3 protein-coding genes are annotated in these 13,712 nt (G+C 41.6%); all 3 read left to right on the top strand.

The annotated features are described in order from the left end of the window. Positions 1–119: 119 nt before the first annotated feature. The 3 genes from PHAL_RS23340 to PHAL_RS0121530 are packed head-to-tail and all read left to right on the top strand — an operon-like array spanning position 120 to position 13,707. Positions 120–10,304, top strand: coding sequence for a T1SS-143 repeat domain-containing protein (locus tag PHAL_RS23340; RefSeq protein WP_237709901.1), 10,185 nt, complete (start codon positions 120–122; stop codon positions 10,302–10,304). Beyond that, positions 10,301–12,403: a type I secretion system permease/ATPase gene (locus tag PHAL_RS0121535; protein WP_016710510.1), complete on the top strand. Its 2,103-nt coding sequence runs from the start codon at positions 10,301–10,303 to the stop codon at positions 12,401–12,403. Before PHAL_RS23340 ends, PHAL_RS0121535 begins: the two co-directional genes overlap by 4 nt. Continuing rightward, a complete protein-coding gene (locus tag PHAL_RS0121530) occupies positions 12,400–13,707 on the top strand; it encodes an HlyD family type I secretion periplasmic adaptor subunit (RefSeq protein ID WP_016710509.1) in 1,308 nt (435 codons plus the stop codon). Before PHAL_RS0121535 ends, PHAL_RS0121530 begins: the two co-directional genes overlap by 4 nt. Positions 13,708–13,712: the final 5 nt, after the last annotated feature.

The raw sequence follows: 13,712 nt of genomic DNA, 5'->3' as shown, positions 1-13,712 counted from the left end.
AAACCGTTACCCTCACCTTCACTGATACGAATGGCAACACAACCCAAGTAACCACCACCGTCACCAGTGGCCTATGGGCCGTTGATAATGTTAATTTAACCGGCCTTGCTGATGGTCAAGTGAATGTCACTGCCACAGTCAGTGACATTGCAGAAAATCCAGCTACAGCGACGATTTCTGTTAATAAAGACACCGCGGCAACAATCACCGTAAACGTGATTGATACCGACCAAGTGATTAATAATGCTGAGCAAAGTGCCGTGGATTTATCCGGCGCTGTCAGCGGTATTGAAGAAGGCCAAACCGTGACTATCACCGTCACTGATAGCCAAAACCGCAGCCTTGAATTTACCACCACCGTTGTCAATGGTGCCTGGGCATTGGCTAATCTTGATTTAACTGTGTTTGCTCAAGGTGAATTAACCGTTACCGCAACCAGCACCGATGTGGCTGGCAACCCAGCAACAAACACCACAACGGTTGTCAAAGATACGCAAGCAAGTCTGACTATCAGCGTGGATGATGGCGGCGATAACTCAATCAATGCCCGCGAAGTCACTGCGGTGCTGGTCAATGGTACAGCCACCAACATTGAAGACGGCCAAAGCGTAACCATCCTTATTAGCGATGTGGACGGCGTCACTCAACAATACACCACCACGATTACTAATGGCACGTGGAGCTTAGGTGAATTAGATTTATCAACCTTTGCTGAAGGCGAATTAAGTTTTAGCGTCAGTGGCACTGATGCAGCAGGCAATGCCGCGGCAGCAGACACGCAGACATTTAAAGACACCATTTCAGCCATTTCAATGCAGATACAAACCAATGGCGACGGCATTTTAAATAGCCTTGAGGTTAACCCAGCGACCTTTGGTGGGGTGGCCAACGACATTGAAGACGGCCAACCAGTGGAAATTATTGTCCGTGATGAAGCGGGTAATCGTTTGATCTTTAGTGCGATAGTACAAAATGGCTTCTTCATCATTGAAGATGGCGATTTATCGAGTTTACTGGATGGCGACCTAACCTTCACTGCAACCAGTATCGACAGCTTTGGTAACCCTGCGATTGCCACCAACACAATAACGAAAGACACTCTACCACCAGCAATAACGGTGGAAATAGATACCGTGCAAGATGACACTATCAATGCCGCCGAAGCACCAAGGGTTCGCATTAGCGGCACCACTGATGCTGAAAATGGTCAGATAGTTACTGTCGTCGTGACTGATTCTCAAGGCACAGCAATTGAATTAACAGCTGTCGTTGAGAACGGTGAATGGCTCATTGAAAACTTTGACTCTCGATTCCTAATAGATGGTGATATTACTGCAACTGCAAGTGTCGAAAACCGCGCAGGAAACAGCAATCAAGCTACAGATACTGCACAAAAAGACGTAGCAGCAAGGATCACAGTCGAGCTAAGTGATACAGATCTTGCAGATCAAGTGATCAATGAAAATGAAGTCACCAGCAATAATAGCTTCTCTGGCACCGTGACTGATATCGAAGATGGTCAAACAGTGACTCTATATTTTGTTGATCGAAACGGTAACACAGCAACGGCTACCACCACTGTAACTGCTGGAGCTTGGCGGATTGATAACGTTGATTTAAGTAATTTAGTTGACGGTAAAATTCAAGTACAAGCTGACGTTGCAGATCAAGCCGAAAATCCAGCCTCAAATACACTTTTATTTAATAAAGATACCCTTGCAATCATAGCTGCAACCACGCTTGATTTAGACGGCGTAATAAATGCAAACGAGCAAAATAGTGTCGATTTAGGTGGAGCTGTACTGGGGATTCAAAATGGCCAAATGGTCACTGTTACCGTTACTGATGGCAACACTGTGCAAACCTTTACAACCACAGTAGTCGATGGCTATTGGGCAGTTGAAAATGTTGATTTTTCAGACTTTGCTGAAGGTAATATAGACATAACAGCAACTGCACAAGATATTGCTGGTAACAATGCCACCGATACCACCACGATTATAAAAGACACTCAGGCAAGCATTACTATTGCGGTCGATACCAATGAAGACTTTACAGATAATGTAATTAACGCCGCCGAAGCACCCGCAACTCGTATTTTTGGTACTGTTAATAATGTCGAAGACGGACGCTTAGTTACCATTACTATTACTGATGAAAACGGTAAAGAGCTTACTTTCACAACCACTGTTACTGCGGGTCTTTGGGAAATAACGCAAGACCTAACAGGCCTAGTTGATGGTGAATTAAGTTATAGTGCAACTGTAACTGATGCCGCAGGAAACTCTGCGGCAGCAAGCACAACCTCTGGTAAAGATACGCTTGCAGATATTACGGTTGAAATTGTATCAGGTGAAGACAACTACCTGATAGCTAATGAATTAGGCCAGTTAGTTTTACGCGGTAATGTTAGCAATATTGAAGTAGGTCAACTCGTTACCTTGAGCTTAACTGGGGCTAACGGTGAAACCTTAACCGTGTCAGCCCAAGTTCAAAATGACTTAAGCTACACCACCAGCGTCGACTTATCAGGTTGGTCTGATGGGAATATCAGTGTTACAGCAGCTGCAACAGACTTAGCAGGCAATGATGTTAGTAATAGCGATGATGCAATTATTGATACCACAGTTAGCATTGATATAGATACCGGCACAGGCTTTGATTTAGAAGCATTCAGAGTCGGTGAACTAACATCAATGTCCGGCACAACAGACGCAGAAATTGGTCAGCTTGTAACCATTGCAATTTATGATGGTGGGCAAACACTTTATTTCACCGGCAGTGTAACAAATACGGGAAATTGGGTTGTCAATAACATCAATGTTACAACACTAAATCAAGCAAGTGCTTGGGAACTAACAGCTACAGTGACCGATCTTGCAGGCAACACAGCCACCGATGACATGCCTACATTAGATGCTATTCAGACACAGGAGTTATACGAATACTTCCTGGATGTCACCGATTCAACAACGGATACCAGTGCACTAAATATAGATAACGCCGAGCTTAGCTTTGCTGCAATCCAGGAAGCATTGAGTGAGTTAACATATGAAGGCGGTAATACTGTTCGAGTTGAGGTCTCAGCTGATGGCCAATCACTTAACGTGATACGCGAAGATGGTAATAATAGTATTGCAATGACAATCGCATTAATTCCAAATGCTGTAAAAGTAACGCAATTTTTATCATTCGACCAACCGATTACCAATACGCTAAAAACAGCGGTAATGATTGAAGCCCTGCAAAATGATAGTGATGGTACATCCGAACTGGTGATTCTACCGACTTACATCACCATAAATGATACACCTCCTTTTGCTCGTGATGACAGTTTCAGTGTAGTAGAAGATCAGGTGAGTAATGGTACAGTTTTAGGTAATGACTTCACTATAGAAGGACCACTTACTGTTACACAAATAGTAATAGCAGGTGAAACTTACACTATAACTCAAGATACTCCAGCTACGGTTACACTCAAATATGGCGTTTTAGTTGTAAATAGCACAGGTGTTTGGCAATTTACCGCGAGTGATAATTTAAACCACAAAATACCGCAACAATTTAGCTTTGATTATACGATCACGGACAAGGATGGCAGTTTAGATACGGCAACAGCAACCATTAAAGTTACAGATGGTGAGGCTGGTTACATGGTTGATAATAATCTAAACCTCACTGAACCTGACTATGATCAAACTTATAACGATACTATAAACTTTACTATTTTTTCTGGCTCAGATACGTTGCTAGCTGATTCTATCGCATTTAATAGTGCAACATTGGCTCGCTTAAACGCACTAGACCTCACAAGTGATGACAATGAAATCATATTCACTCTATCTGAAGATGGTAAAACCCTAATAGGAACAGCGGGTGAAAACACCATAATTAATATCACGCTATCTGCAATTAATGAGGGCGACGACTTACTGGCCACAGCGCTTTATCAACAGCAAGGACCTTTAGATCATACTATTTCAGAGCAGTTACAATTAGTTTTTACAGTCACAGCACAAGATTTAGACGGCACAGAAATAGCAGCAGGTGATGCATCAATTACTATTTTTGACGGTAACGATCCGCAATTTGCAGGCATCACGAGTGTTACTTTAGATGAGCGTAACTTATCTCAAGGCATTCAAGTTGCTACGGGCCAATTATCAACCTTAATTGGCTCAGATAGTATTGTGGATGTATCGTTCTCACCAAGCTTTGAGCAACCGTTGCTCACCAGTAACAATGTGACCATTAGTTACTCTATCAGCGCTGACGGTAAAACAATTATAGGCCATACTGGTGATAGTAATGATCCTGTGTTTAAGGTTGAGCTGACAGGCACATTCAATGCTGAAACCGACTCTCTTGCACAAGATTATGTTGTTACCTTATATCGTGCGCTTGACCAAGATATTACAGATGCAATTAACTTAAAAGTACAGATGATTGACTTTGACGGTGATGAAGTAACCGCAAATTTAGACATCACAGTGATAGATGACGACAGCATTGACGGTGATACGCCTATTCTCAATGTGAGTGAAATACCTAAAGATGGTAGTAGCTTTAATAATAGCGATGAAGGTGAAATAACGATCACCGCCGGTAACGACCCTGTTATTGATATTAATTTCCAATTTAATAGTGGTGATGCGGTAGTCGATAGTCAAGGCAACGCCTTAACCCAAAACGGTCAAGCCATCACTTGGGTCAACTTAGGCAATGGCATGGCTCAAGGGCAACTATCAGATGGCACAGTTATATTTGAAACCAGTTTACCAACTAATTTCAACTTAGCTGCAGGTCAAACATCCAGTGCAACCATTAGCTTCAATTTATTTGGTGGAATTGACCATCTAAATGAGCAAGAGACTCAACTAAGCTTAATTGTACCTGTTGCCATTATCGATGCTGATAACAGTAGCATTATTAACGAAATCATCGTCAATGTGGACGATGGTTTAGCACCTGAGATTGTGACACCTGGTACCCCTGATACTATCGTCGACGAATTTGATTTAAACAATAACGACAGTATTACAATTCACGGAAAATATACTTTATCTCAAGGTAGCGATGAAATCGTTGCCGTGGCATTAGCTGATGGCTTTAGCCTTGATGGAATCACAAAAGGTGGACAAACCGTAACCTTATCAGATACAGCAACGGATAGTGGTTGGTACATTGCAAGAGCAACAGATAGTAGTGAAGTATTTAGAATCCGCTTTTTAACTGACGGCACATATCAGTATAAGCAAAGCCAAGCACTTGATCATGCAACTGGGGATGGCACTAATCAGTTAGATATACTCTTTGAAATTCAAGCTATTGATGCTGATGGTGATAAATCTTCAGCACAAAACCTAACCGTTTCAATTAAAGATGATATACCTGTTGCTGTTGATACTGAACTAACCTTCTCAGAAGGAGACAGCCTAACGGCTGACCTACTCGATGGTATTAAACAAGGCGCTGATGGTGCCCAGATCACACAAATCACTTACCTAAATGTCAACTATCAAGCTGGCGATACCATTATACTGCGTAGTGGCGACCAAGAGTATGGTTCGATTACGATAAATGCTGATGGTAGTGTTTCGATTACGACCAGCCCATTTATAGCTGATACCAACATCTATGAAGATTCTTTACGATACCAGGTAACCGATGCTGATGGGGATGTAGTTACAAACACTCTTAACTTACACGTTCAAGACAGCGAAGGTAAAATTGTATTTTATAAACCCGAAGGTGACGAAGATGGCAATATTATTGTTGAACTAGCAGCTTACCCAGGTGACTTAGATAGCGGTGACGAAATCACTGAGATTAAGATAAGTGTTGATTCGCTTAATGGCGGAACGTTAATTTTACAGGGCCCTGGAGGCGCCCCAATCAGCTTACCTATTGAAAATGGTTTTGTGGTATTTAGAGGCGACAACCTACGCGTTTTACAGGAAGAAACGACTCTACCTACAGGCTCTACAGTGCCAGCAGGAACCACACTGCCTGCAGGTATTTTAATCTTCATCCCAGCAGAAAACACCTCTGATGCCATAAACGAACAACAAGTCACCCTAAATGTTGATGTTATTATCACCGATGATGATGCGGGCTCTCGAACAATTTCCAGTGAGATCCCTGTAACCATAAATTCAGTGGCAGATACACCTTTGTGGGATGAAAGCTCAGATTTCTATTACCTTGGCGAAGAAGATGGTGCTCCATTAGCTCTCAACCTAGTGGCTAATTTACAAGATACTGATGGCTCAGAAGTCCTTACTTTCCGTATTGAAAATATTGAATCGGGCTTGATCCTCAAAGTTAACGGTACAGTTGTTAATAATGGTGACATTCTAAGCGCAAGTGAAATAGCAAACCTAACTGCTGAAGGCACAGAAAACCTAGCAGGCTCGTTTACCTTTGATGTAACCGCCATTGCCACGGAGCAAGATAATCAAGATGTAGCAGAACAAGATGCGCAAACGATTACTGTTGATTTGCAGCCTGTAGCTGATGTTCCTGAGTTAATCGTTGCTAATGTGCGTAGTAATGAAGATGAAGCGATTAATGCAAATCAATTTGTCACCGGGCAACTGACTGATACCGATGGTTCAGAAAGTTTGTTTTATGAATTCACTGTACCAACAGGCTGGTCTATGACTGCGCTTAATGGCGCTACAATCACAGATTTAGGAAATGGCACATACAGTGCAAGTAGTGCCGATATCATCGCAGGCAATATTCAACTTATCCCACTTGAAGATATCAGCTCTTTCTCTGATACCTTTACAGTTTCAGTGGTCGCGGTGTCTTATGAATCAATCGTTGATGGCGTGGCAATTAAACTAGGAGCTGAGTCTGCTCGCAGTGAAGAAAAAACACTCACTGTAACAGTAAAAGGAGTGATTGACCCACCCACTGTAGATACAGGGGCAAACTGGGCTTATGACGATGACTTAGCCTTGCTTACTAACGCCGTTGAATTTGATGAAGATGACTTAATTGCACTCGACTTCCTTGTAAAGACCTCAGATGACGATGGCTCTGAAGTAATTAACTTACTGATTGCCAACCTTCCTGATGGCGTTACTATCGTAGATAGTAATGGTGATCCTGTTGCCCTTGAAGTTATCCGCGCTGAAAATGGTAAACCTGTGTTTGAAGTTTCTGCCGAGCAATTACAAACTCTGTACTTAAAACCACAAGGTGATTTTAGTGGCACAGGTATTAATTTTAATATTTACACAGTAACTACAGAGCCTGATGGTGATTCTGGTGAGTACTCAATGGAAGTAGATATCACCCTCACGCCGATTCTTGACTCTAATGAATCTAACCTAGCCACCAGCTCATCAGGTACTGAAGATCAAGCCGCGGTATTGAATGTTAATCCAATAACACCCGATGCTGATAGCAGTGAAGTCATTATTGGCGCGGTCATCACAGGGTTACCAGCAGGTGTAAAACTGCTACTTGATGGTGCAGAAATTGAATTTACTGGTTCTCTTGATTTAGATACTTTAGCAAATGGAGATCTAGCTGGTTTCTTAGCCAGTGGTCGCTTAGCCATATTACCACCACAAGATGCCTCTGGTGAATATGTAATCAATATCACTTATACCGTAATTGATACTTCAGATAATGGTAATACAACACCTGTAGAAATAGCCACAACTAGTACAGTTACAATTGCTCCTGACTTCGACAAAAATATTGAAGTCGATGGTAATAGAAGTGAATTAGTAGCCACATCAAACGATATATTAGTTAGTAACACTGGTCGCTTAGATTTAACGGGTGCTATTACCTTTAATGAAGCCGATATTGATGGCTCAGAAACCATCGATTATATCGTGCTAATTCTTCCTGAAGGTGAAGGTTTTTATGTTGACTACCCAGGCGCTCTTCCTGATGGAGATGGTCGTTGGATAATACCAGTCACTGCGGGCACGACTGCATCTAGTGTTGATGTTGTAGATATTCTAAGTGGTGTTACTCTTGTTAGTGACAATGCAACTGATGGTGCAATAGAAGTAACTGTGGCTGCAAAAGTCACAGATTTAACGGATAACGATGCCATTTTTGGCACTTTACAAGTAGAGTTCACTCAAGGTGCTACTGACTCCGTCGCGGGTCCTGTAAATCAGATCCAAAATACTGTTGTGGATGCCATTGAAGATGGTGTAATAGATTTTAATGGTCACTTTACTGATAATTTCACATCAGATAATAATGATGAAATCAGTATTAGAATTTTAGCTTCTGACTTGCCAGCAGGTACGACAATTAGTGGCGCTGGCGTAGAAGTTATTCATAACGCAAGTGGCCAAGCTGTGTATGAATATGTATTTCCAGCAAGTGCATTAGACGGCATTAGCATTTCAACCCCTGGCAATAACTTCGCCGGAATCTTAGATATTCCTATCCGTGTTATAGCGGTTGACCCTGTCAGTGGTGATACGGTGATAGATGATAGTCAAATTATTTCTATTGATGTAACCCCAGATGTTGATGGCATCATAGCCACAGTGACAACCAATGAAATTGAAGAAGATACCTCGCAACCTTTAGGTATTGCCTTAGCCTTTGCTGATAGCGACCTTTCAGCAACAAGCGGAGGTGTAGAAAATGTACTCATTGATCACAATGATCCGAGTAACAACCTAACAATCACACTATTGGATGGTGGCACATTAAACGATCCTTCCGGTATGTTTGAGCTAATTGAAGGTACTGATAATAGTTATGTATTTACAGGCACATCTGCAACAGAACTGACAAGTGCACTTGCTGGAGTGAGCGTTACTCCACCCCTTAACTTATCTGGCTCGAACATCGTAAGGCTTGAGATATCAGGCCAAGTAACAGATACAGCTACTATTTCAACAGGAACAGTCACTGATACAGATAGCTTTACCACAACCTTAACATTAGATGTAAAACCAGTTACAGATTATGCAACACTAACTGTTATTAACATCTTAGGTGATGAAGATAGCGCAATCAGCTTAAATGGCATCAGAGCAGAGCTATTTGATACTGATGGTTCAGAAGTCATGTACGTTAGTATTTCAGGCGTACCTGACGGGGCTATCCTTGCTATAAATAATGGTGATGGGACCTACACAACCTTAGCAAATAATGGTACTGATGGTGGCGACTTTAAAGGCTTAGAAACCTATAACTGGAGTGTAACATCTGAGCAACTAGCTAGTGGTAATGTGGTAATTATTCCACCTGAAGATTTTAATGGCGATATCCCGCTGACGTTAAAAGCGATAACCAAAGATCAAGACCCAGGTGGATATTTAACCACAACGGCTGAATTTACTGTGGGAGTTCGTCCTATTGGTGATGGTGTTGACCTCATCCGAGCGCCAGATACATCCTATAACGCAAATGAAGACGATACCGTTAATATTCATCTTGCTGCGATTAGTGAAGATAGTAACAATGACGAACAGATTCAATTAACAGTAAAAATAGCAGCAACCTCTGATGCCACAGCTCTCATAGGCTTAGAAGGCGGCTTTATTGATGTTAATGGACAGCGCGTAAACTTTACTAGCGACGGCGCTGGTGGCTTTATTGCAACCATGGTCGTTGCTAGTAATCAAGTACAAGGATTTGACTTTAATGCCGGCACTCTTGCTTGGGGTAACCTCGACATGCAGGTCGATATTGCCAGTATAGATACAGCTACAGTGCTAGGTAATCAAATGTCAGACACTAGCGAAGTCATAACATCTGAGTTTACTGTTACGCTAGAACCTCAGGTCGATGCTCCTATTTGGCAACAAGACCCTCAAGATATCAATGCCCAAGAAGGCGATACTATCGTACTTAATCTTGATGTTGATTTGCAAAACCCAACAACACAAGAATCGGGTTACATTGAAATAAGTGGTTACCCAAGTAATGTTACATTTAGTGCAGGTAGCCAAAATGGCAATGTATGGAAAGTAGAGCTTGATCAACTTGATGGCTTAGAAGTTTTAGGCACACAAAACAATGATAACTTTACTTTAGTTATTACGCCTTATGCCGAGTTAAATGGTGAAACTCAAGTTGGCCAGATACAAGATATCGCCGTTTTAATATCAAGTAATAACCAAACTGGTAACAACACAGAACTGATGTCTGAGTTAACAATCGGACAGTTGCAATTAATCTTAGATAAGCAAACTTATGCAAATCATGATATTAGTAGAGACAACAGTGAATCATTTAGTGGCAGTGCCGATAACTTTGAGCATGAGCTACTACGCATAATGGATAGTGTGGATTCAATCGAACCATGAAAATGAATATTAATCAGCAACAAATCATTACTTTGGTACGCTGTGCAAATGAGTTATTTGCACAGCGATGTAATGACGATCAAGTTCTAGATGGATTGCCTGACCTTGCAATAACTCATAATCACATTGAACGCGCTTTACTCAATGGCAACATCAATGCAGCTCAGCAAAATGTTCAGCTAAGTAAAATGCAGTTTCCTGCTTTAGTTGTCGATAATAACGGCGATCTTTACTTACTGAATAAACAAGATCAACAATTGCAACTGCTATACACGAATGCTGAAGAGCCCATAAAGGAATTAACGAGTTTACAGGGTCAATTGAGTTGGTTTATCAGTGTTCACGAAGTGATAGATAAACGCTCAACTTCAATCCACAGTAAAATTCCAAGTTGGCTAAAACCCGTTATTGATGAGGTAAAACCTTTTTACGGTTCATTATTATTAGGTTCGTTTACAGTAAACCTACTCGCCGTAGTGATCCCGTTATTCACAATGAATGTATATGACAGAGTCGTGCCAAATGCCGCAACCGATACCTTATGGGTACTTGCTTTTGGTGCTTTTTTAGCTATTTCATTTGACTGGTTTTTAAAACAAGCCCGTACTCAGCTTACTGATACGGCGGGCCAGCAGATTGATTTAAAGGTATCTAGCACCCTATTTAGCAAAGTGATTGGTATGCGCTTAGAGCATCGACCTGAATCAGCTGGCGCTTATGCAAAACAAGTACAAGATTTTGATAGTGTTAGGGAGTTCCTTACATCGGCAACATTGGTATCAGCTATAGACTTACCATTTACAATTATGTTTTTGGCATTAATAGCCTGGTTAGGTGGGTTAATCGTGTTGATCCCTATCACCACAATGTTGTTAATCGTATTAATTGGTGCATTCTTACAAGGTAGATTAACCCATAGCGTTGAAGAAGCCGCAAAGCTCAGCACCCAGCGCCAAGCCTATTTAATTGAATACTTAAACCAAATTGTAGAGCTAAAGCAAAGCCGTAGTGAGCAAAAAGCACAGCGAACATGGGAGCAAACCATGGCGCAGTTATCTCTTTGGCAAAATAAATCTCGTCACAGTGCCAATACCCTAAGCCACTCTGTTGCCACTTTACAACAAGTTACTACTATCGGTTTAATCGTCGCGGGCGTTTACCTCATACAAGCTGGAGAAGTGAGTATGGGCGCATTAATCGCCATGGTGATGATAAGCGGCCGAGCTGGTGGCGCAGTGAGTCAAATAGCCAGTTTATTACTCAAGTATAAGCAGACAGAGTCTGCAATAGACTCTGTCAAAGCAGTACTTGAACTGCCACAAGAAAATCAACAAAGTGTGCTAAATAATTACAGCGATATTAGCGGTAACATTCGCGTTAAACAGCTAACTTTTAATTACCCAGAGCAACAACTTGCGGTATTGAAAAATATTAGCTTGAGTATAGAAAAAGGCGAAAAAATAGGTATTTTTGGCGTTGCGGGCTCAGGTAAATCGTCGCTACTGGCTTTACTTGCTGGTCAATATGAAGCGACACGCGGACAAATTTTTTACGACGATATTGAAATAAAACAATGGTCACTGAAAACAATTCGCCGAAATACTGGATGGATGGCACAAAATCCACAGCTTTTTTATGGCAGTTTATTAGAAAACATCACTGTAGGTGCACAGAATATCGACCCTAATGAGCTTGCCAGAGCCATTAAATTAGCGGGTATTCACCACTTTATGGAACGATTAGAGTCAGGTCTTGAAAGCCAAGTAGGAGAATTTGGCCGCTGCTTATCAGGTGGGCAACGCCAAGCTGTAATGTTAGCAAGAGCATTATTACAGCGCCCTAAACTATTATTACTTGATGAACCCACCAGCGCGATGGATGAAATCAGCGAACGCCACATAATAAGCAGCTTAAAAAGTATCGACGATACCACGATGATCATTGCCAGCCATAAAGCCGCAGTGCTGGCTATGTGCGATAAAATAATCGTACTCGAAAATGGAGAACTACGAGACATACAAACGCCGCAACAATTATTTAGTGGCAGTAATCGCCGTTTACGCGCAATCAAAGTGACACCAAAAGGAGATTCGCAATGAGTCAACTACAAGTGTCGCAATTAGCAGCCGCGCGCCAAGCACAAAAATTAATAGCTATTGTATTTTTAGTCCTAATTACAATGATTATATGGGCAACATTTGCCACTCTTGATGAAGTCATCGTAGGAGAAGGAAACGTAGTACCAGCACAAACAGTACAAACCGTAGAAAATCTCGATGGTGGTATTTTAAAACAAGTCTTGGTTCAAGAAGGTGAACTAGTTCAACAAGGACAACCTGTGTTACTCCTTGATGATACACGTTTTGCTGCAGCATTTGCCGAATCTAATCAAGAACGAGATGCCTTAATAGCGAAACAATTACGCTTAAAAGCAGAGCTAGAAACCATCGTCATAGATCGTAATACCGTCACCGGAGTTGCAATTACTGAGGTCAATTTAGCTGCAAGCGATGTTCCTACCCATATTGCAAACAGTGCACGTAATAGCTACCGAGCACGTTTATCGCAACTGCGTTCTTTGCTACAGCAAAGCCAGCAAATGATTTTGCAACAAAGCCAAGCTATTATTGAACAACAAGCCAATATTGATTCATTAAAACAACGCCTAGAATTGATTTCTCGTGAAGTAAAATTAACTTCTGAAGGCGTTGATGATGGCGCAGTAGCTGAAATGGAACTAGTTAAACTACAGCGTGAAGAAGTCATGCTCTCGGGAGAAGTTAATCGCGCCAATGCGCTATTACAGCAACTTATGGCGGCTAAGGAACAAGGCAAAGAAGAGCGTACGTCAGTTGCCCTTGACTATATTGCCAACGCCCAAAATGAATTAGATGAAGTTACCAATAACTTAGCTAAAATTAGAGAAAGTAGTAAAGCATTAGAAGACAGATTAATAAAAACCCAGATTAAATCGCCGCTAACTGGCACTGTAAAAAATATCGCCTCACGCTCAGTAGGAGGAGTTATTGAGCCAGGCCAAGTCATTATGGAAATAGTGCCTTTGGACGACAAACTTATTGTCGAAACCAAAATAGCACCTAAAGATATTGGTTTTATTCGCCAAGGTATGCCTGCCATGGTGAAGTTTAGCGCTTATGACTTTGTAATCTACGGCGGACTAAAAGGGGAAGTTATCTATGTGAGTCCTGACGCCTCACAGCTTGAAGATGGCACCACCTATTACGAAGCACATATAAAAACCGATGGGAATATATTGGCTCAACAACCAATAATACCCGGCATGCAAGCCAGTGTAGATATTTTGACTGGTAAAAAAACCGTTTTACAGTATTGGTTAAAGCCGCTTTTGCGTGCTAAAGCCAATGCCATGAGAGAACCATAAAAAGG

Source organism: Pseudoalteromonas haloplanktis ATCC 14393 (genome assembly GCF_000238355.1).
Lineage (GTDB): Bacteria > Pseudomonadota > Gammaproteobacteria > Enterobacterales > Alteromonadaceae > Pseudoalteromonas > Pseudoalteromonas haloplanktis.
The sequence above is the reverse complement of the archived record's forward strand: the minus strand, read 5'-3'. Positions and strand labels throughout refer to the sequence as shown.